This is a genomic window from Streptomyces chryseus (assembly GCF_014650755.1).
Taxonomy (GTDB): domain Bacteria; phylum Actinomycetota; class Actinomycetes; order Streptomycetales; family Streptomycetaceae; genus Streptomyces; species Streptomyces chryseus.
Genome location: NZ_BMVO01000001.1, coordinates 995,214 through 1,015,554, shown reverse-complemented (window position 1 = coordinate 1,015,554; position 20,341 = coordinate 995,214). Strand labels below are relative to the sequence as shown.

15 protein-coding genes are annotated in these 20,341 nt (G+C 72.7%); 8 read left to right on the top strand and 7 right to left on the bottom strand.

Annotated elements, in window-relative coordinates:
* Positions 1 to 4,942, bottom strand: a 4,942-nt coding sequence (locus IE185_RS04615) for a type I polyketide synthase (protein WP_189714638.1), incomplete at its 3' end; no start/stop codon positions are given.
* 302 nt (positions 4,943 to 5,244) lie between these two features.
* On the opposite strand from IE185_RS04615, the gene IE185_RS04610 reads away from it, so the two are divergent.
* Positions 5,245 to 6,051 carry a hypothetical protein gene (locus IE185_RS04610; RefSeq protein ID WP_138894136.1) on the top strand — a complete coding sequence of 269 codons (807 nt, stop codon included), beginning with the start codon at positions 5,245 to 5,247 and terminating at the stop codon, positions 6,049 to 6,051.
* 49 nt (positions 6,052 to 6,100) lie between these two features.
* Positions 6,101 to 7,147: a 3-dehydroquinate synthase gene (locus tag IE185_RS04605; RefSeq protein ID WP_138894135.1), complete on the top strand. Its 1,047-nt coding sequence runs from the start codon at positions 6,101 to 6,103 to the stop codon at positions 7,145 to 7,147.
* A gap of 99 nt (positions 7,148 to 7,246) precedes the next feature.
* On the opposite strand, the gene IE185_RS04600 is transcribed toward IE185_RS04605, so the two are convergent.
* The 3 genes from IE185_RS04600 to IE185_RS04590 are packed head-to-tail and all read right to left on the bottom strand — an operon-like array spanning position 7,247 to position 10,300.
* Positions 7,247 to 7,966, bottom strand: coding sequence for an HAD-IA family hydrolase (locus IE185_RS04600; RefSeq protein WP_138894134.1), 720 nt, complete (start codon positions 7,964 to 7,966; stop codon positions 7,247 to 7,249).
* Positions 7,959 to 9,134, bottom strand: a complete 1,176-nt coding sequence (locus tag IE185_RS04595) for a Gfo/Idh/MocA family protein (protein ID WP_373303681.1) — start codon at positions 9,132 to 9,134, stop codon at positions 7,959 to 7,961. Before IE185_RS04595 ends, IE185_RS04600 begins: the two co-directional genes overlap by 8 nt.
* Positions 9,131 to 10,300, bottom strand: a complete 1,170-nt coding sequence (locus IE185_RS04590; protein WP_138894133.1) for a DegT/DnrJ/EryC1/StrS family aminotransferase — start codon at positions 10,298 to 10,300, stop codon at positions 9,131 to 9,133. The genes IE185_RS04595 and IE185_RS04590 overlap by 4 nt, the downstream gene beginning before the upstream one ends.
* Positions 10,301 to 10,617: 317 nt before the next feature.
* Here IE185_RS04590 and IE185_RS04585 point away from each other — a divergent pair, with 317 nt between their 5' ends.
* The 4 genes from IE185_RS04585 to IE185_RS04570 all read left to right on the top strand — a co-directional run bounded on the left by IE185_RS04585 (position 10,618) and on the right by IE185_RS04570 (position 13,360).
* Complete coding sequence (locus tag IE185_RS04585; protein ID WP_138894132.1) at positions 10,618 to 11,061, top strand: type II 3-dehydroquinate dehydratase; 444 nt, start codon at positions 10,618 to 10,620, stop codon at positions 11,059 to 11,061.
* Positions 11,058 to 11,813: a thioesterase II family protein gene (locus tag IE185_RS04580; RefSeq protein ID WP_138894131.1), complete on the top strand. Its 756-nt coding sequence runs from the start codon at positions 11,058 to 11,060 to the stop codon at positions 11,811 to 11,813. The genes IE185_RS04585 and IE185_RS04580 overlap by 4 nt, the downstream gene beginning before the upstream one ends.
* A 14-nt stretch (positions 11,814 to 11,827) precedes the next feature.
* The gene (locus tag IE185_RS04575) at positions 11,828 to 12,211 is read left to right on the top strand and encodes a winged helix-turn-helix transcriptional regulator (protein ID WP_138894130.1); all 384 of its coding nucleotides are present in this window, start codon (positions 11,828 to 11,830) and stop codon (positions 12,209 to 12,211) included.
* 246 nt (positions 12,212 to 12,457) lie between these two features.
* Positions 12,458 to 13,360: an ROK family protein gene (locus tag IE185_RS04570; protein WP_138894129.1), complete on the top strand. Its 903-nt coding sequence runs from the start codon at positions 12,458 to 12,460 to the stop codon at positions 13,358 to 13,360.
* A 30-nt stretch (positions 13,361 to 13,390) separates the two neighbouring features.
* On the opposite strand, the gene IE185_RS04565 is transcribed toward IE185_RS04570, so the two are convergent.
* Complete coding sequence (locus IE185_RS04565) at positions 13,391 to 14,278, bottom strand: AfsR/SARP family transcriptional regulator (protein ID WP_138894128.1); 888 nt, start codon at positions 14,276 to 14,278, stop codon at positions 13,391 to 13,393.
* 414 nt (positions 14,279 to 14,692) lie between these two features.
* Here IE185_RS04565 and IE185_RS04560 point away from each other — a divergent pair, with 414 nt between their 5' ends.
* Positions 14,693 to 17,515 (top strand): helix-turn-helix transcriptional regulator, encoded by a 2,823-nt coding sequence (locus tag IE185_RS04560; protein WP_138894127.1) that lies wholly within the window; start codon positions 14,693 to 14,695, stop codon positions 17,513 to 17,515.
* A 48-nt stretch (positions 17,516 to 17,563) separates the two neighbouring features.
* Here the strand turns inward: IE185_RS04560 and IE185_RS04555 are convergent, their stop codons facing one another.
* Together IE185_RS04555 and IE185_RS04550 are read right to left on the bottom strand one after the other, a co-directional pair.
* On the bottom strand, positions 17,564 to 18,538 hold the full coding sequence (locus tag IE185_RS04555; protein WP_138894126.1) for an NAD-dependent epimerase/dehydratase family protein: 975 nt from the start codon (positions 18,536 to 18,538) through the stop codon (positions 17,564 to 17,566).
* Complete coding sequence (locus tag IE185_RS04550; RefSeq protein ID WP_138894125.1) at positions 18,528 to 19,472, bottom strand: ScbA/BarX family gamma-butyrolactone biosynthesis protein; 945 nt, start codon at positions 19,470 to 19,472, stop codon at positions 18,528 to 18,530. Before IE185_RS04550 ends, IE185_RS04555 begins: the two co-directional genes overlap by 11 nt.
* Positions 19,473 to 19,677: 205 nt before the next feature.
* On the opposite strand from IE185_RS04550, the gene IE185_RS04545 reads away from it, so the two are divergent.
* Complete coding sequence (locus IE185_RS04545; protein WP_138894124.1) at positions 19,678 to 20,328, top strand: ScbR family autoregulator-binding transcription factor; 651 nt, start codon at positions 19,678 to 19,680, stop codon at positions 20,326 to 20,328.
* Positions 20,329 to 20,341: the final 13 nt, after the last annotated feature.

Below are 20,341 nucleotides of genomic sequence, written 5' to 3'. Positions count from 1 at the left end.
CGTCGAGGAGTGACCAGTCGACGTACGCGGACAGGGCCTGCGCGCACTCGGTCATCGCGGCGGCGAAGACCGGGGAGGTGTCGAGGAGCTCGGCTCCCATGCCGGCCCACTGATGCCCCTGGCCGGGGAAGACGAACGCGGTCTTCCCGTCCACGTCCGCCGTCCCCGTCACCAGCTCCGCAGCGGACTCACCCGCCGCCAGCGCCTTCAGCCCGGACAGCCCGGCCGAGGCGTCGGTCGTCCCGGCCAGCACCACGGCCCGCTCGTCGAGCGGCGCGCGGGTGAACGCCAGTGCGTGCCCGAGGGCGACCGGGTCGGCCTCCTCGGCGACAGCGCGTACCTGCTCCGCCTGGGCGCGCAGCGCGGCCGGTGTCTTGGCCGACACCGGCCACGGCACGACGGCCGGCGCGGCGCCCGACGCGACGGGCGCCTCCTCCTCGGCGACCGCGTCCGGTGCCTGCTCGATGATCACGTGGGCGTTCGTGCCGCTGACGCCGAAGGAGGAGACGGCGGCGCGGCGCGGCCGGTCCAGTTCGGGCCACGGACGGGCCTCGGTCAGCAGCTCCACAGCGCCTTCGGACCAGTCCACCTTCGTCGACGGCCGGTCCACGTGCAGGGTCTTGGGCAGCACCCCGTGCCGTATCGCCTCGACCATCTTGATGACCCCGGCGACACCGGCGGCGGACTGCGCGTGCCCGATGTTCGACTTCAACGACCCCAGCCACAGCGGCTGTTGTCCGTCCCGCTCCTTGCCGTACGTCGCGAGGAGTGCCTGCGCCTCGATCGGATCGCCCAGCATCGTGCCGGTGCCGTGGCCCTCGACCGCGTCCACGTCGGGGGACTGGAGGTGGGCGTTGGCCAGCGCCTGTCGGATGACGCGCTGCTGCGAGGGTCCGCTCGGCGCGGTGAGGCCGTTGGAGGCCCCGTCCTGGTTGACGGCGGAGCCGCGTACGACCGCCAGGACCGGGTGGCCGAGACGCTGCGCGTCCGACAGCCGCTCGACCAGCAGTACGCCGACGCCTTCCGCCCACCCCGTGCCGTCGGCCGCGTCGGCGTACGCCTTGCAGCGGCCGTCGGCGGCAAGGGCGCGCTGGCGGGAGAACTCCACGAACGAGGTGGGCCGCGCCATCAGCGCCACACCGCCCGCGAGCGCCATGGTGCACTCGCCGTTGCGCAGCGACTGGGCCGCCAGGTGAAGGGCGACCAGTGAGGAGGAGCAGGCGGTGTCGACGGTGAGCGCGGGGCCTTCGAGGCCGAAGGTGTACGAGACCCGGCCGGAGGCGACGCTGCCCGCCGTGCCGGTGCCCCGGTAGCCCTCCGACTCGGCCGGCGCGGCCACCACCTGGGACCCGTAGTCGTGGTACATCACGCCGGAGAACACGCCCACCGACTCGCCCCGCAGCCGCGCCGGGTCGATGCCGGCCCGCTCGAACGCCTCCCACGACGTCTCCAGGAGCAGCCGCTGCTGCGGGTCCATGGCGACGGCCTCGCGCGGCGAGATGCCGAAGAACTCCGCGTCGAACTCGGCCTGGTCGTACAGGAACCCGCCCTCGCGGACGTACGAGGAGCCGGGCCTCGCGCCCTCCGGGTCGTACAGCTCCTCCAGGTTCCAGTCGCGGTCCTCGGGGAAGCCGGACACCGCGTCCGTGCCCTGGTCGACCAGGCGCCACAGGTCCGCGGGCGAGGCGACCCCGCCGGGCAGCCGGCAGGCCATGCCCACGATGGCGATCGGTTCGTCGGAGCCGGCCACCTCGGGCCGTACCTCCTCGATCGCGGTCTCGGCACCGGTCAGCAGGGTGTGCAGCAGACGGGCGACGGCCTGGGGGGTCGGGTGGTCGAAGGCGAGCGTGGCGGGCAGCTTGAGGCCCGTGGTCTCCGTGAGGCGGTTGCGCAGGGTCACCGCGTGCAGTGACGTGAAGCCGAGGTCCTTGAAGGCGCGCTCGGGGCCCACCTGCCCGATGCCGCCGAGGTCGCGGACGCGGGCGGCCTCGGTGCGTACCGTCTCCAGGAGGATGCGCAGCTGCTCGGCCTCGGCCAGCGGGGCGAGCCGGTCGCGCAGGGCGGCGGCGACCTTGCTGTCGGCGGAGGCGGGCGTGGCTGAGGTGTCGATGAGGCCGCTGAGCAGCGGCGACACGCCGCCGCTCGCGATCGCCGCCGTGTCCATGGCCATCGGCAGGCAGTGGGCGGGGCCCGAGAGCTGGGCGGCGTCGAACATGGCGAGGCCGTCGGCGGTGCTGAGGGTGCCGACGCCGGCGGTCGTCTCCCGTGCCCGGTCGATGGAGGCCGTCGGCTCCCACGGGCCCCAGCCCAGGGAGAGCGCCGGAAGGTCGCGGTCGGCGCGGTGCTGGGCCAGTGCGTCGAGGAAGGCGGTGTACGCGGACCGGTCGCCCTCGCCCGGCGCCCCGAGGAGGGTGTCGGCGGACGAGCACACGACGAACGCGGCCAGGTCGTGGCCCCGGGTCAGTTCGTGCAGGTGCAGCAGGGCGCCGACGGCCGACTCCAGGGCCCGGTCGGGCCGGTGGGTGAGCGCGGTCTGCCAGCCGTGTGCGTGCACGACGGCGGTCAGCGGGCGCTCGGCCCGCTCCAGTACGGCGGCGAGCGCGGTCCGGTCGGCCGGGTCGCAGGCGGCGGTGGTCACCTTGGCGCCCAGCGAGGCGAGTTCGCCGCGCAGCGCCACCAGGGCCTCGTCGTCGGCGTCGTACGAGCCGATCAGGAGCAGCCGCCGGGCCCGGTGCCCGGCGACGAGGTGGCGGGCGAGCGCGGCGCCCTGCGCGCTGTCGGCGCCGGTGACGACGACGGTGCCCTCGGGGTCGATGGCGGGCCTGACCTGCGCCTCGGTGCTCGCCGCGACGCGGGCGAGGCGGGGGAGCAGCGGCACGCCGGTGCGGAGCGCGAACTGCGGCTCACCGGAGGCGAGGGCCGCGGGCAGCGCCTCCAGGGACGCGGGGGCCTCGTCGAGGTCCACCAGGACGAGCCGCCCGGGGTGGTCGGCCTGGAGGGCGCGGAGCAGGCCCCAGACGGGGGCGTGCGCGATGTTGTGGAGCGTCTCGTGGGGGCCGGCGATGACGGCGCCCCGGGTGGCGACGGCGATGCGGGTGCCGTCGAGGCGTTCGTCGGCGAGCCAGCGGGCGAGCTGGTCGGACAGTTCGCGCACCGTACGGGCCACGGCGCCCGCGAAGTCGGCGGCCGCCGCCGCCTTCGGCACGTCCAGGCCCAGCACCACGGTCCCGGGGGCGGGCCGTCCCGGCCCGGTGGCGGCGAGCCGGGCGTCGAGCCCGGCGGCGAGCGCCGCCGCGTCGGGGCCGGAGACCGTCCACGGCTCGGGGGAGGCCCCGGCGGGGGGCAGGGTGAGCGGCACCCAGTCGAGGCGCAGCAGCGACTCGTAGTGGCTGCTGTTGGCGGCGCGCAGCCGCATGGGGCGGGAGAGCAGCCGGTGGCGGGTGATCTTGCCGGACTGGGTGCGGGGGATGCGGGCGGTCTCGTACAGCTCCTCGGGCACCTTGTAGTACGCGAGCTGCTCGCGGCAGGTGGCGTACAGGAGTTCCGTGTCGAGGTCCTCGGGGCCCGGCACCAGGAAGGCGACCGGCACCTCGCCGAGCACGTCGTGCGGCTTGCCGACCACGGCGACGTCGGCGACGCCGGGCACGGAGCGCAGTACTTCCTCGATCTCGCCGGGGTGGATGTTCTCGCCGCCGCGGATGATGAGTTCCTTCAGGCGCCCGGTGACGGCGAACCAGCCGGCCTCGTCGCGGCGCGCCAGGTCGCCGGTGCGGTACCAGCCGTCCCGCAGCGCCTCCGCCGTGGCCTGGGGGTCGTTGTGGTAACCGGCCATCACGTTGGGGCCGTTGACCCAGACTTCGCCCTCCTCGCCGGTGGCCACGTCGGCGCCGGTCTGCGGGTCCACCAGCCGTACGTTGACGCCGGGCACCGGCAGGCCGCACGAGCCCTCGACGCGGGCGCCGTTCGGCCAGGTCATGGTGATGGAGCCGCAGGTCTCGGTGGAGCCGTACGCGTCGAGCAGCGGGGCGCCGTACGCCTTCTCGAAGGCGGTGTGCAGGGCGGCGGTGGTGACCGCGCCGCCGACCAGGCACACGCGCAGCCGCGGGGCGGTGAAGCCCTTGCGGGCCGCGGCCTGCACCAGCTGGTGGTAGAGGGTCGGTACGCCGGCGAGGAACGTCGAGTCCTCCTCGCGCACCGCGGCGAGCACGTCGTCCGCCGCGAATCCGTCGACGAGCCGCACGGACGCGCCGACCGCGGTGACCGCGACGACGCACACGATGTGCGACAGGCTGTGGAAGAGCGGCAGCGGCCACAGGACGCGGTCGTCCGCCGACAGCTCGGGGATGGGCACGTAGCTGGCGGCCACCGACCACAGGGCGTTGCGCTGGGTCGAGAGCACGCCCTTGGGCTTGCCCGTGGTGCCGGACGTGTAGAGCATCCACGCGACCTCGTCGAGGCCGAGGTCGTCCCGCGCGGGGGCGGGCGGCTCGGTGGTGGCGAGGGTCTCGAAGGAGAGGGTGCCGGCGGGGCGTTCGGCGCCGGTGACCACGATCCGTACCGACCGGTCCGCGCCGAGCACCCGACGTACCTGGTCCAGGTGGGCGGCGTCGGTGATCACGACGCGGGCGCCGCTGTCGGTGAGCAGATGGGTCAGCTCTGCGTCCGTGGAGCGCGGATTGAGCGGTACGCCGATCGCCGCCGCCCGCAGGACGGCGAGGTAACTCTCCACCGTCTCGACGCAGTTGCCGAGGAGGAACGCGGCGCGGTCGCCCGGCTGCAGCCGCAGGGCCGCCAGGTGCCCGGCGATCCGGCCGGTACGGTCGGCCAGCTGCGCGTAGCTGACGGCGCGGCGGGCATCGCGGTAGGCGATCTTGTTCCCGAAGCGGTTCGCGTGCGCGGTGAGCAACTCCGGCAACGGTCGGATCAGCTCGGTTCGCAGCATGTTCCCCACACCCCTCGATAACACGGCAACAATGAAATACTTCTCTGGGAATCTTTGTCCTGACACCTGATCTACAGGACAACATTCTCGTTGTTGCCGACCTGCCCGTAACCCCAGTCGACCCCCCTAATAGGGCCCTGACTTCGGGTGCGGAGAAGGTAGGGTGCGCCGCCCGATAGTGGGAATTATCGGCCGGGCCTAGCATTCAATCGCGCCCGCGTCGTCAGAGCAATAGTCCGGGCATCCCCGCTGGTGACGAACTGAGGTAACCCGATATGACGCACCGTTGGATCCACGCACGCGTGTCCGCCCCCCACGGGACGGGCAGCGGTGGCATCACCCGCCCCGAACCGCCGGAAAGCCTGCTTGAGCTGGTACGTGACATGCGTGCCGCCGACGGGCGCAGCCGGTGGTTCCTCCACTGGACCGAGCTGGGCAAGAACCCCGAGATCGGACTGTGGGCCAGTTCCACTCAGCCGGTTCTCCGCGAGGTCGAATCCCGATTGCTCAAGGAAGTCTCCCCGTACGGAAATGCGCCGGTCGTCGAGGAATTGCGGGAACCCGTACCGCACCACCCGCTGGCCTGCGACATCGAATTCCACGACGACGTCGCCATGGCGTCCAGTGAACTCGCACTCGCCGTCGCGCGGGAACCGGTCGCGCCGTACGACGCCCAGCTGATCCTCACCATCTGGCATCTGCGGCACGTCGTGGCGCTGATACCGGAAGCGGCGCGAAAGGGATTCCTCTTCCAGTGCTGGCAGCACTGGACGGAAGGGCTCACGCCCGCGCAGCGCACCGAGCTCAGAGACCGCGGCGGCCCGGCGGCCGGCGCCCTCGCCGAGGGGCTGCCCGCCATGAGCGGCGAGACGGCCCGGCGCTGGGACGACTACCTGCGCACCCTGCGCCGCACGGCCAACTCCTGGGCGGCCGAGGGCGCGCCGGTCAACTACCTGCTCTTCGACCACGCGCACCTCACCCACCGAAGGCTGCGCATCCCCGCGGTCACCGAGGCGCTGGCCGCCCGTACCGTCCGCGCGGTCCTCGGCGCCTCCGGAGCCGACACCCAGCCGATCGCGGTGCCCGCGGCCGGACTCCAGACCGCGTGACCGCCACCGCCCGCCCGACCCGCGAACGCAACCCTGGAAGGAGCACCCGATGAGCCAACCGCTCGCACCCGACCACCGGGTGGAAGTGGGCCTCGGCGACCGCACGTACACCGTGCACATCGGCGCCGGCGTACGCGCCCGGCTGCGCGACATCGTCCGGGAGACCGGCGCGCGGCGCGCCGTCGTCGTCTCGGCGCGCCCCGCCGGCATGCTGCCGGAGCTCGACGTGGACACCCTGTGGCTGGAGGCCCAGGACGGCGAGACGAACAAGACCCTCGCCACCGTCGCCGAACTGTGCAGCCACTTCGCCGAGTTCGGCCTCCACCACGGTGACGTGGTGATCTCCTGCGGCGGCGGCACCACCACCGACGCCGTGGGCCTCGCCGCCGCCCTCTACCACCGGGGCATGCCGGTGATCCACCTGCCGACGACCCTCCTCGCCCAGGTGGACGCCAGCATCGGCGGCAAGACCGGGGTGAACCTGCCCGAGGGCAAGAACCTCGTCGGGGCGTACTGGCAGCCCCGGGCGGTCCTGTGCGACACCGACTTCCTCGGCACGCTGCCCGAGCGGGAGTGGACCAACGGGTACGGCGAGCTGGCCCGCTGCCACTTCATCGGCGCCGAGGGGCTCCACGACCTGCCGCTCGCCGACCGGATCGCGGCGAGCGTCCGGCTGAAGGCGTCCATCGTGACCCGGGACGAACGGGACCAGGGCGTACGCCACCTGCTCAACTACGGCCACACCCTGGGCCACGCCCTGGAACGCGCCACCGGCTACCGGCTGCGGCACGGGGAAGCGGTGGCGATCGGCACGGTCTTCGCCGGCCGGCTCGCGGGCGCCCTCGGCCGGATCGACCCCGCGCGGGTGGAGGAGCACCGCTCGGTCGTGGCCGGGTACGGGCTGCCGACCGGCCTGCCCCCGGGCGTCGGCCACGGCGAACTGGTGCGGTACATGCGGCGGGACAAGAAGTCCGACGGCTCCCTCGCCTTCGTCCTGGACGGCCCCGCGGGCGCCGAGCTGGTACGCGAGGTACCGGAAGAGGTGGTGCTGCGGACCCTGGAAGGGATGCCGGTCGAGGACCGGCCGTACGACTGACCCGCGCCGGCCGCCCCGCACGGCGGCCGGCACCACGAAACGGCCCGGACGCGGCATCGTCCGGGCCGTTTCGCTGTGGGGGAGGAAGCGGTGGAGCGGTTACGACGCCACGCCACTGGCGACCGTCTGCCCGGCCGCCGCGCAGAACGACACCACTTCCGCGGGGCGGTTCAGGATGGCGACGGGGCCGGCCGCGAGCAGCGCCTCCTCGTCGACCCCGGCCCACAGCGCGGCCACGGCGGCCACGCCCGCGCCGTGGGCGCTCTGGAGGTCCGTCACCGCGTCCCCGATCATCACCGTCTCCTCGGGACGCGCGCCGAGTACGGACACGGCCAGACGCACCATGTCGGGGGCCGGCTTGGGGCGCGCCACCTCGTCGGACCCGATGATCGTCTCGAACATGTCGGCCAGGCCCAGCTGCGCGAGGAGTGCCCTGGCCCGGTCACCCGCCTTGCCGGTGGCGACCGCCAGCGGGATCCCGCGCCCGCGCAGCTCGCGCAGCATCTCGGGCACCCCGTCGAAGACCGGCACCTGGGAGGCGAGCCGGTAGCTCTCGCGGACGAACGGCGCCTCCATCTCCAGCGGCAGCCCCATGATCTTCATGATGTCCGGGAAGTACCGGCCGAGATGCCGGTTGTACTCCGCGAACGGCGCCTCCCCGGTACCGACGGCCTCCCGGTACGCGACGCTGAAGGCCTCCCGCATCACCTCGTAGCTGTCGACGAGCACCCCGTCGAGATCGAAGACGACCGCCCGGAAGCCGGTCCCGGGTATCGGGACCGGATAGGCGGGATCCTTACCTTCGCGGGTGTCAGGCATGGTGATCCTCCGTGTTCAGTAGGGTCGAGTAGGGCACCGGGCGGGCCGCTCTTGTGGAGCGCGCTCCGATCCGCGCCCTGCGGGCCGAGCGGTAGATGCGCTCGATCACCGCGATCGTGCGGCGGACCTCGTCGACGGTCCGCCCCTGTGACGCCGGGTCCGCGAGCAGCCCCGGCAGCTCGTCGAGCTGCTGGAGGTACTCGGCCCCGATCTCCTCCTCGGGCAGTGGCACCTCGGTCTCGACGCCGTCCCGCACCCGGACCAGCGACGAGCCCTTGCGCCGGTTGGGGCTGAACCCGAAGGTGCAGGTCAAGGTGGCACTGCCGGCACTGCCGTCGACCCGGATGCGGGTCACGTCGTACGGCTCGTGCGAGGCCCAGCTGGCCCGTATGGCCACGGACACGCCGTCCTCGGTCACCAGGAAGCCGCGCGCCGTGTCCTCGACGTCCCCGTCGGAACCGGCGTCCTTCGGGGCGTCCTCGCGCCAGGCCGCCTGCGAGGAACGGTCGTTGACGAAGTCGTCCGACACCGTTCCCACCGCCTGGTCGAACCCCACCGGCCCCAGGATCGGGCCGACGGTGTCGAGCAGGTGCCAGCCCAGGTCGACCAGCGCCCCGCCGCCCGCGAACTGCCGCTGCGTGAACCAGCCGCCGGCGTCCGGCACGCCCCGGGCCCGTACCCACGACAGCTCCACGTGCCGCAGCTCCCCCAGGTCCTGCCGTACGACCCGGCGCAGCGCCGTCACGTCGGCCCGGTAGCGGGCCGCGCTGCCCGCCAGCAGCACCGTGCCGCCCGCCCGCTCGGCGGCGGCGAGCTGCTCGGCCTCCGCCGAGTTCAGGCACACCGGCTTCTCCAGGAAGACGGGGATGCCCATCCGCAGCAGCCGGCACGCGACCGTGCTGTGCAGATGGTTGGGCACCGCCACGACGGCCAGGTCGGTGCCGTCGCGGCTCAGCTCCGCCACGTCGTCCAGCAGCCGCGTACCCGCCCGGTCCTGGGGGATCTCGGCCCGGGCGGCCGGGTTCGGATCCACCACGGAGGCCACGGCGAACGCGGGGTGCTGGCGCAGCCGGGGAAGCCAGATGGACTTGGCCGCCCACCCGAGGCCCACCACGCTGGTGCGGACCGGAGGGCCGTCCGGTCCCCGCACGCCCACCGGGGTGCTCACGTCCGTGCGACCACGTCGGCGACGACCTCGGCGACGACGTGCATCTGCTCCTCCGTGCCCAGCAGGGTGCGGTGGTGCAGCCAGACGCAGTCGGCGTTGATGGCCTCGGTGTGGGGGCACCGGGCGGCCACCTCGTCGACGGTCTCGTCGGGCGCCGCGTTCTCCCAGAAGCCGTCCGAGCGGTAGATCGCGCGGAACGCGACGAAGGCCGGCACGCCCCGCGCCACGAGCGCTTCCACCAGCGCGTTGCGCCGCTCCTCGCTGTAGCCCGGCAGCCGGAACATCTGCATGTAGTGCGGATTGGCGGTGACCCGCTCGTCGCGGCCCTGCGGGACCACCCCGGGGATCTCGGCGAGCAGCCCGGCGAGCAGCGGCGCCCGCTGCTCGCGCAGGGCGATCTGCTCGTCCAGCCGGCCCAGCTGGGCCCGGAGCACGGCGGCGGAGAACTCGTTGAGGCGGAAGTTGGACCCCGACGTCTCGTGGAAGTACTTCTTGTCGGTGCGCGAGCGGCCGCAGCTGTGCCGCAGGAACGCCTCCTGGTACGTCGCCTCGTCCGGGAAGGTGACGGCGCCGCCCTCACCGGCCGTCATCAGCTTGCCGTTCTGGAAGCTGAACGCGGCCACCGAACCCAGCTCGCCGACCTTGCGGCCGTCCCACTCCGCGCCGTGGGCGTGCGCCGCGTCCTGGATCAGCGGCACACCGGTGTCGGCGGACAGCTTGCCCAGGGCGTCCATGTCGGCGAAGTGGCCCGCCATGTGGACCGGCATGATGGCCGCGGTGCGCGCCGTGACGGCCCGGGCCGCGGCCTCGGGGTCCAGGCAGTACGTGTCCGGGTCGACGTCCACCGGGACGGCGACGGCGCCGAGGCGCTGGGCGGCCTGGGACGAGGAGATGAACGTGAAGGCGGGGACGATGACCTCGGTGCCGTGGCCCACGCCCAGCACCTGGAGGGCGAGTTCCAGCGCGTGCGTCCCGTTCGTCACAGCGAGCGTATAGGGCGAGCCGTGGCGCTCCCCGAACTCGCGCTCGAACGAATCGACTTCGCTGCCCCCCATGCGCCACCACTGGCCCTGTTCGAGGGCCCGGACGAGACCGACGCGTTCCTCGTCTCCGTACCGCGGCCACTGGGGAAGGTCCGCGAGCAGTTGCTGCGCACGATCATTCATGACGATCCATTCTCTTGGGGATGAATGCGGCCCGGAGAGAGTCTGGAAATGTGCCGAGAGGGCCCGGTACTGTTCCGGCGGGCCGCTCGGCCAAAGGCGCATTCTCATCCGGGAAATATCACGCTAGCGCGTCGGCCACATCTCTTCCCATCCCCTACGGGCCCCACTATCACCCCCCTTACTTCCGTGTGCGGGGGCCTTCACATACCCCCGCGTATTGCATTGCTGCTACAACCTTCAGGGGGAAACCTTGAAGTCTGCCAAGTTCGCCAGGTTCGCCGAGTACGCGAATCCTGTAACCGAGTGCGAGGTGAGTCATGAGCGCGATACTCCTGCTGAACGGTCCCAACCTCGGAATCCTCGGGCAACGTGAGCCCGAGGTGTACGGCACCGACAGCCTGGCCGACATAGCGCAGGCCGTGCGCGAGGAGGTCGCCGGACCCGACTGGAAGGTCGTGTCGATCCAGCATGACTCCGAGGGCGACCTGGTCCGCGCGGTCCACGACAACTACGACACCGTCGGCGCCATCGTGAACCCGGGCGCGCTGATGGTCGCCGGCTGGAGCCTGCGCGACGCGCTGGCCAACTACCCGCGGCCCTGGGTCGAGGTGCATCTGTCGAACGTGTGGGCCCGCGAACAGTGGCGCCACGAGTCGGTCCTCGCCCCGCTGGCCTCCGGCGTCGTCGTCGGGCTCGGTGCGCTCGGCTACCGGCTCGGCGCCCGCGCCCTCCTCGCCCTCGCCGCGCGGGAGTCGGCGTGAGGACCACGGTCACCTGCTCCCAGCAGTGGATACGGCGCTACCACCCCAAGCCGGAGCGCCGGATCACCCTGGTCGCGCTGCCGCACGCCGGCGGCTCGGCCAGTTACTTCCACCCCCTGTCCGCCGCGCTCGGTCCCCACATCGAGACACTCGCGGTGCAGTACCCGGGCCGCCACGACCGCAGGCACGAGCCGCCGGTGGAGGACATCGCCACCCTCGCCGACCGGGTGACGGACGCCCTGATGCCCTGGGCGGGTCCCGTCGCCCTGTTCGGCCACAGCATGGGCGCGACCGTCGCGTACGAGGTCGCGCGGCGGCTGGAGGCCGGCGGTGCCCCGCCGGCCGTGCTGATCGTCTCCGCGCGCCGGGCGCCGTCCGCCGTCCGGGACGACCGGTTCCACGAACTCGACGACGACGCGCTGCTCGCGGAGATGCGGGTGCTCGGCGGCAGCGAGGACGCGATCCTCCTGGACGAGGAACTCGTACGGCTGACCCTGCCCGTACTGCGCAGCGACTTCAAAGCCGTCGCGGGCTACCGGGACACCGGCGGGGAGCCGCTGACGTGCCCGATCTCCGCGCTGGTCGGCGACAGCGACCCGCGCGTCACCGTCGACGAGATGCACACCTGGGCGCGGCACACCGAAGGCGCGTTCTCCCTGCGTGTCTTCGGCGGCGGCCACTTCTACCTCACCGACCACCAGAAGGCCCTGACCGGCCTCTTCCAGACGACCCTTGAACGCCTTATGCACTGAAAGGCAGTCGGCTCATGTCCCTGCGAGACGCGGCCCCCCTCACGCGGCTGGTACGAGATGAAGCGGCCCCGCTCGAGGAGATCCTCGACCGGGTGAGCGGTAAGTGGACGATGCGGATCCTGTCCGCCGTGCGCGGACCGAGGCGGTTCACCGAACTGGAGCGCTCGCTGGACGGGATCAGCAGACGCATGCTCACCCTGACCCTGCGCAACCTGGAGCGGGACGGCCTGGTCGTCCGCACGGTGTACCCGACGGTGCCGCCGAAGGTCGAGTACGTACTCAGCCCCATGGGCTGCGAACTCCTGGACTCGCTGGCTCCGCTCACGGCGTGGGCGGAGCACAACCTGGCATCCCTCGAAGCGGCCCGCAGCGCCTATCGCGTTCGCGTCGCCGCCTGAACACGCCGATTGCCGAGGAATATCCGCAACACTTCGCCGATCGGTTCCGGAAACGCGTTCCGCTCCACGGAATCCTCGTCATGGGATTCCGTGGGAAGCTCCGCGGGCAGCGAGCCATCGGCAGTACTGACGTGTGTCGACTGCATGTGATCCACCTTCGGCAGGCGAAGTATTGAATTCGAATGTAAGAGCCGCGCAATCCGGCCAAGAACCCCTAGGCACCCCTTTGTCCCGCCGGGAGACCACGTGAGTTATCTGGGAATCGATGTGGGCGGCACCAAGGTGGCGCTCCGCCTTGAACCGGCCGGCGCCGACGACGCGGGAAACAAGCGGGAGACCGTCTTCCACTGGCCGGACGCCGGCGGAGTGGACGCGGACATGGAGGTGCTCGCCGCCGCCGTGGCCGCCCTGCGCCCGGCCGGGGCGGGTCCGGTGACGGCGGTCGGCGTGGCGGTGCCCGCGACGCTGGACACCGAGGGGCGCGTACGGGGGTGGCCGAACCGGCCGTTCTGGCGGGGGCTCGATCTCGGCCGGCGGCTCGCGGCCCTGCTCCCCGGGGCCGAGGTGCGCACCGCCGACGACGGCGACCTCGCCGCGCTCGCCGAGGCGGACGCGGCGCACTGCCGCGACCTGGTCCACTTCGGCGTCGGTACGGGCATCGGCGGCGGCATCGTGCTCGACGGCAGGATCTGCCCCGGCACCGCGCGCGGCTCCTGCGAGGTCGGCCATCTGATCGTGGACCGGGCGGGGGAGCGGTGCGACTGCGGGCGGCGCGGCTGCGTCCAGTCCGTCGCCTCCGGACGCGCCGTCCTGCGGCGCGCGGGTGAACGCCTCGGCCGCGGGGTCGACTTCGCCGAGCTGCGCACCGCCTGGCTGGCCGCCGAGCCGTGGGCCGTCGGCACGGTGACCGACAGCGCCGAGGCGCTCGCCGCGGCGGCCGTGGGCCTGACCGAGCTGGTGCACCCCCGCCTCGTCACGGTGGGCGGCGGCTTCGCCGCCGGACTGCCCGGCTACGTGGCGGCGGTGGCCCGCCACGCCGGGGAGCTGGCCAGAGAGGCGGGGCCCGTGACCCGCGTACGCCCGGCGGCGCTCGGCGGGCTGTCCTCGCTGGACGGGGCGGTGCTGCTGGCCCGGAGCGATCGCCGCTGAGAAGCAGGGACGGCCGTCGGACGGCGGCTGTCAGGCGTAACCGCGCCGGTACGCCGGCCGTGCGCGCCCGCCCGGCGCGGCCAGGGTGCCGAGCCGGCTGCACCGGTGCGCGGCCGAGGGCCGTGCGACCGTACGGGTCCAGCGCGGTCCGGGGTCGGGGGCCAGCGCCGGGTCCTGGTTGAGGATGGCGAGTTCGAGCTCCCGCAGTTCCCGGCCCGGGTCGAGGCCGAAGTCGTCGAGCAGGGTGCTGCGGGTGCGCTGGTAGGCGGCGAGCGCGTCGTGCTGGCGACCGCACCGGTACAGGGCCAGCATGAGCAGCCCGCAGATCCGCTCGCCCGCCGGCTCGGCGGCGGCCATCTCCTGCAGCTCGCCGAGGACTTCGTGGTGCCTGTTCTGGTTCAGGGCCTCCCGGGTGCAGTCCTCGAAGACCGCGAGGCGCACTCCGGCGATGGCCGTCAGCTCGGGCCAGGCGATGCCGGCCTCCGTCAGGTCGCTCAGCGCGGCACCGCGCCACAGGCCGAGGGCCGCGCGCAACTGGGCGAGCCCCGCCTCATTGTGCCCGGCCCGCAGCTCGGCTCCGCCCTGCTCCACGAGGCGCCGGAACCGGCCCAGGTCGAAGCTCTCGGGCTCGATGGTGAGCCGGTAGCCGGGCGGGCTGGTGGTGAGGGAGACGGCCCCCGTGGGGCGGGCGTGACGCTCGATCACCTTCCGCAGGCCCGACACGGCGTTCTGCACCATTTTCCGTGAGGTCGCCGGCGGATCGTATCCCCACAGGGCGTGGATCAATTTGCTGGTCGGTACTACTTCGTTCGCATGCAGCAGGAGAAAGGCCGCAGTTGCCCGCTGGTTGAAGCCTCCCAAATTGACGGGGGCGTCATTCGAGAATGCATTCAAGGGGCCGAGCAATTCGAATCGCATGCTGGCTCACTCCAGCCGAAGTCGAGGGACGGACGCTTCCGCCGTACCACCCCTCACAGTAAACAAACCCAGCGACCGGTTTGTCAATCTCATAGCCGCATGGATCGTGCGGACTTGACGGTGTAGCGAACTAGCAGGTCAGCGGGGGTGAGTTGTGGATCTTCGCACCGTGCGACGACGTACCGACGGCCTGCAAGATCGCCTGGAAGCGCCTGCCGGCCCCCTCGACGACCCCCGACGACACCCCCTCGCAACCCGATGGGCGGTCAGTTGCCGGGCAGTTGACGCGGGAAAACCCGGGACCCCTGAGGGGTTGCTAGCTTCCGAAGTGCCGCCACATGCCGAGGGCCAAGGGAAACCGGCTCGTGCAGCGGCTTTCGGATCCTTTGGACCTGTCAAAACGGGAGGTGGCCAGTGGAACTGGTCGAACGCGCCGAGCAGGCAATGCATCTGAAACAGATGCTGATGGAATGCGATTCCAGGAAAGGCAAGGTGGTACTGCTCGACGGCCCGTCGGGCAGTGGCAAGACCGAGCTGCTGCACCGGGTCGCCGAGCACGCGTCCCGCACCGGCGGCCTGGTCCTGCGCGCCGCCTGCTCCCGTGCCGAACACGCCCTCCCGTTCGGGGTACTGGGACAGCTGCTGCGCAGCGCCCCGGTCCCGGACGCGTCGGCCGGCGAGCTCGAAGAGCTGCTGCTCAGGGCGGCGGCCACCCAGGACGCCGGGGCCGGCTCCGACGCGCACCGCCCGCCGGCCGGCGGCGCCGCCGTCATCGGCCCCGAACTCGCCGGGGTACTCGCCGACATCACCCGGGCCGTACTGAGACTCGCCCGGGACGCACCGGTGTTCCTCGCCGTCGACGACGTCCGGCACGCCGACCGCCTGTCCCTCGACTGCCTGCTCTACCTGGCCCGCAGGACCGGCTCCGCGCGCGTCATGGCCGTCCTGACGGACGACTCGGAACTCCCCGGCGGCCGCCCGATGTTCCGTACGGAACTGCTGGACCAGCCGCACGCGCACCGGATGGCCCTGACACCGCTGACCGAAGCGGGCGTGGCCGGTTTCCTCGCCGCGCACCTCGACCGGCCGAGCGCGGAGCGCCTCGCCCCCGAGTTCCACGCGCTGGCCGGCGGCAACCTGCTGCTCCTGACCGCGCTCCTCGACGACCACCGGGCCACCGGCGGCGTCCGCCGCGAGGGATACGGGCGTGCGGTCCTGCGCCAGACCAGCCGGGTCGACCCGCCGGTGGCCGCCGCCGCCCGCGCCCTCGCCGTCCTCGGCACGTCCGCCCGGCCCGACCGGATCGCCAGGATCGCCGGCATCGACGCGGCCCGCGCCGAGTCGGCCCTGCGCACCCTCGCGGCGGCCGGACTGGTCAACGGCCTCACGTTCCGCCACGACGTCGCCCGGCAGTCCGTCCTCGACGACCTTCCCGCCGACGAGCGGGCGACCCTGCGGATCAAGGCCGCCGAGCTCCTGTACGAACAGGGCTGCCCCGCGACGGAGACCGCCGGCCTGCTCGTCGAGGCGGACCGCCCGGCAGGCGCCTGGAGCGTCGACGTCCTCCTGGAGGCGGCCGAACAGGAGCTCATCGCGGGCCGTTCGCACCGCGCCGCCGCCGCGCTCGAAGCCGCCCTGCGGGCCCGGCCGGAGCCGGCGGCCGAACACGCCGCCATCGAGGCCCGGCTGGTCCAGGTCCGGCGGCTCTCCGACCCCGCGACGGCCGAGACCCACCTGGCCGCGCTCGTCACCGCCGCGCACCGGGGCGACCTGACCCCCGCCCACAGCGTCGACCTCGTACGCCAACTGCTGTGGCAGGGGCGCACCACGGAGGCCGGTGAGCTGCTGGAGCGGCTGCGCGCCGCCGAACTCGAACCGCACGGCGAGGTCGCGGCCCTGCTGCACGACACCGAGCAGTGGCTGGCCTGGACCCACCCGACGCTGGCGCGCAGGGGCCGCAAGCCCCGCGGGCCGCAGCCCACCGCCGACGTCGCCGGGCAGCCCACCGACCCCTGGTGCCGGCCCACCGCGCTGCTCGCCGACGCCCTGGTCAACGGCCGCAGCCACGAGGTCGTGCAGGGGGCGGAGCAAGTGCTCAAGGACCGCGGGCCCAGCTACGACATCACCTGGCCCGAGGAGCCGGCCCTGCTCGCGCTGAGCGTGCTGCTGAACGCGGACCGCCCCGACGCGGGGGCCTGGTGCGACCGGCTGCTGACCGAGGGCCACACCCCGTACTCGCCGACCTGGATGGGCCTGCTGTCGTCGGCCCGCGCGGAGGCGGCCGTCCGCCAGGGCGACCTCTCCCGGGCCGTCGACCACGCCCAGCTCGCCCTCAGCCACGTGTCGCCCAACGCCTGGGGAGTCGCCCTCGGCGCTCCGCTGAGCGCCCTGGTCCTCGCCACCACCCGGATGGGCCGCTACGACGAGGCCGAGTCGTATCTGACCCGTGCCGTCCCGAAGGCCATGTTCGAGACCCGCTACGGGCTGCACTACCTGCACGCGCGCGGACAGTTCCACCTGGCCACCGGCCACGACCACGCCGCGCTCGCCGACTTCCTCGCCTGCGGCGAGCGGATGCGCGCCTGGGGCATCGACGTCCCCGGCATCGTGCCCTGGCGGACCAGCGCCGCCGAGGCGTGGCTGGAGCTCGGCAACCGCGAGCAGGCGGCGCGGCTCGCGTACGACCAGCTGGGCCGCCCGGGCCACAACGGCGCCCGCACCAGGGCGGCGGCGCTGCGGGTGCTGGCCGTGGGCGGACCGGTGGGCCGGCGGCCGCAGATGCTGACCGAGGCGCTCGACCTGTTCGAACAGTGCGGCGACCGGTACGAGCAGACCCGGGTACTGGCCGACCTCAGCGACGCGTACTCCGAACTCGGCGACAACCGCCGGGCCAGGACCCACGCCCGCCGGGCCCGCCACCTCGTCACCCTCTGTGGGGCCGCCCCGCTCAACGAGGCGCTGCTGTCCTTCGTAGACGAGAGCGACGAGCCGGCCGGATCGCACCCCACGGCCACCGACAGCGCCTTGCTCACCGGCTCGGAACGCCGGGTCGCGGCGCTGGCGGTGGGCGGCTACACCAACCGGGACATCGCCGCGAAGCTGTTCATCACGCCGAGTACGGTCGAGCAGCATCTGACCCGGATCTACCGGAAGCTGGGCGTCACCTGCCGCAAGGACCTGCCGATCGAGCTGACCACGAGCGGCGTGGAGGCGGTGAGCGCCGCCGGGGAGGCGTGAAAGGGCCGGGCGGTCCGCTCGGCGGACCGCCCGGCCTGGCGGCGGATGTCACACGAGGTGCGGCCCCGCCACGTGCTTGCGGTACCAGGGCAGCCCCGCGACGAGTCCCGCCGCGAAGCCCGGACCCGGCTCGATGCCGAGCCGGCGCCAGATGCGGCTGCTCTCGTACCAGTGGTCCTCGGTGAGCAGGGCGTGCTGGTGCGCGGAGAGCCCCGGCAGGACGCGCGCGGCCAGTTCCCGGTGGGCGGCGCGCGGCAGGTCGGATCCGGGGAGCGCGACGTCGAGCCCCCGGCACACCTGGGTCGCCATCGCGCGCAGCGTCACCGGACGCGGATGGTTGACGTGGTAGACGGTGCCCCGGTCGGCGTCCCAGTCGCTGTGCGAGAGCGCCGCGACGACTCGGGCCAGGTCCCGCACCGCCACCAGCGAACTCCGGGAGCTGCCGCCCTCGGGCCACACCGGCACCTCGCGCAGCAGCCGGTACAGCAGCGGTACGAACCACTTGTCCCCTGGCCCGTGGACCAGATGCGGCCGCAGGACGACGCCGCCCCGGGTGAGTACCGTCTCCTCCGCCCTGAGCCGCGAGGCGCTCGCGGCCGAGACCGGCGCGGGCACCAGCTGCTCCTCGGTCGCCCCGCGGTGGGGCCCGCCGCCGTAGACCGAAGCGGTGGACACGTACAGGACGCGTGCGCCCGCCGCGTCCGCCTCGCGGGCCACGGCCCGCGTCCCGAGGTCGTTGACCGCGGTGCACAGGGCGGGGTCACGCCCCACGTAGCTGGCCAGGTGGAGAACGGTGCCGACGCCTTCGCACACGCCCCGCAGTCCGTCCGGATCCGTCAGATCGGCGGGTATCCTCCGCGCACCCGCCGAAGTCATCCAGTCCGGTAGCGGACGCCGAGCGAGTATCCGCAGCTCGGGTGGCGGCGCTCCGCTGGAGCCGGGTCTCAGCAACTCGCGCACCACGGCGCTGCCGATGAAGCCGGTGCCTCCGAGGACCAGGAGCGCGCCGGGCTCAGATCGCAAGGACCTTGACCCTGCAGGTCGCGACCGTGGCGCCGCCCTGGTCGAAGCGGACGGACACGGTACGCGGTCCCGCCATCTCGGCCGGTTCGGTGTTCGCGGTCACCAGGCAGGCGCTGTCGAACTCGACGTACTGGTCGAAGGTGGCGTCGCAGGCGACCGCGAGCCCGTCGGGTTCCTGGAGGACGGCGAGCGCGGCCTGGCGCGCCGCCTCCATCAGGACCATGCCGGGGACGTGGTCCACGGGGTGGTCGAAGAGGACAGGGTGGTTCTGGTCGGTGCGCAGCGTCCAGACGCGCTCGACGCCGGTCGCGCAGATCACCACGTCGGCGGTCCGGCGCCGGCCGACGAGTTCCGGCGTGACGGCCTCCGGCAGCGTGCGCTGCGGGGAGCTCTGCGCCTTGTCGCCGCGGACCCTGCTGTAGACGGCGGGGGCCATGCAGGCCATGGTCACCGCGCCTGAGCCGATGACCCGGCCGTCCCGGCGGCTCTCGATCTGCGCCGCGTACGCGCTGACCGTCCTGCCGCGCCGCTTGATGTCGGAGCACCGGACGTCGAGCAGGACGTGGGCGGGGCGTCCGGTGAGCAGGGCGCCCTCGGCGGTCATGTCGTGCGCGACGGTGTGGGAGAGGAACTGATAGCCGATGGGCACGTCGTACGCCTGGTGGGAGATGAGCAGCAGGGCCTGGCGTATCGATTCCGCGAGGAGCATCGGATCGTGCCAGCGGTTCGCGACGGGCCCGTAGTAGCTGTGGCTGCGGGGCCACTGGGCCCCCACTCTGAAGTGGTCCGCGTCGATTCTCTGTATCCCGGTCACGAGGACCTCGGACACCGCGGCCCGGTGCACGAGCGTACGCGGAACGGTCTGGAGGAAGAGCTCGGGTGCTTCGGCCGACGACGAGAGATCTGCCTGGTCGAGGAGTGTCGCAACGCGCATCAGGGGCCTCCTGAAGGTGAGTTGAGCAGGACGGAAGTCGAGCTGTGGCACGAGAGGCTTGGTGGAGCGAGGCAAAACAATACTAGCTAGTTGGTTTTTTACGAGAGGTGTGAGCAAAATTGGTGAGTGAGCGGTCGCGGTGTCTCACAAGGGGGGCGAGGAGGTGGGGCGCCGGCGGTCACCGCACAGGATCAGGAGGTTGTTCATGGCCAGGCAGGAACGGGCAGAGGTGACGCGGAGCGCCATCATCGACGGCGCGGCGCGGGCTTTCGACCACGGGGGTTTCTCCGGCACGAGCCTCAGCGACATCGTCAAGGAGGCCGGCGTCACGAAGGGTGCCCTCTACTTCCACTTCGCGTCGAAGGAAGACCTCGCCCAGGCCGTGATCGACGAGCAGTTCTCCATCTGGGACACGATGCGCGACATCGACCGGCCGGGCGTCCAGACGGTCATCGACCTGGTGCACGGTATGGCCCGGCAGTTGCAGGAAAGTGTCCGGGTGCGGGCCGGTATCCGGCTGGTCATCGAACAGAGCAACGTGTCGGGCGTGAGCGCCGAGCCGTACGCGAAGTGGATCGAACTCATCCGCAACTGCCTGGCGCAGGCGCAGGGGCGCGGCGACGTCAGGCCGGAGGTCGACGTCGACCATGCCGCGAACCTGATCGTCGGCTGCTGGACCGGACTCCAGCTCAGTTCCCAAGTACTGGCGGGGCGGCGCGACTTGTCCGAACGTACGACGCAGATGTGGCAGATGCTGCTGCCCGGCCTCGTCCCGGTCCGCCGTCTGGGCCGCTTCGTGGTCACGGGCGGTGAGCAGTCCGCGCTGGAGGACCGCACCGTCCCGCTGAGCGCGTAACCGCCGGCCGCGG

Coding starts and splice junctions, on each gene's coding strand:
- IE185_RS04605 (WP_138894135.1), top strand. CDS start 6,101: ATGAGCCAACCGCTCGCACCCGACCACCGGGTGGAAGTGGGCCTCGGC.
- IE185_RS04600 (WP_138894134.1), bottom strand. CDS start 7,966: ATGCCTGACACCCGCGAAGGTAAGGATCCCGCCTATCCGGTCCCGATA.
- IE185_RS04590 (WP_138894133.1), bottom strand. CDS start 10,300: ATGAATGATCGTGCGCAGCAACTGCTCGCGGACCTTCCCCAGTGGCCG.
- IE185_RS04585 (WP_138894132.1), top strand. CDS start 10,618: ATGAGCGCGATACTCCTGCTGAACGGTCCCAACCTCGGAATCCTCGGG.
- IE185_RS04575 (WP_138894130.1), top strand. CDS start 11,828: ATGTCCCTGCGAGACGCGGCCCCCCTCACGCGGCTGGTACGAGATGAA.
- IE185_RS04565 (WP_138894128.1), bottom strand. CDS start 14,278: ATGCGATTCGAATTGCTCGGCCCCTTGAATGCATTCTCGAATGACGCC.
- IE185_RS04550 (WP_138894125.1), bottom strand. CDS start 19,472: ATGCGCGTTGCGACACTCCTCGACCAGGCAGATCTCTCGTCGTCGGCC.
- IE185_RS04545 (WP_138894124.1), top strand. CDS start 19,678: ATGGCCAGGCAGGAACGGGCAGAGGTGACGCGGAGCGCCATCATCGAC.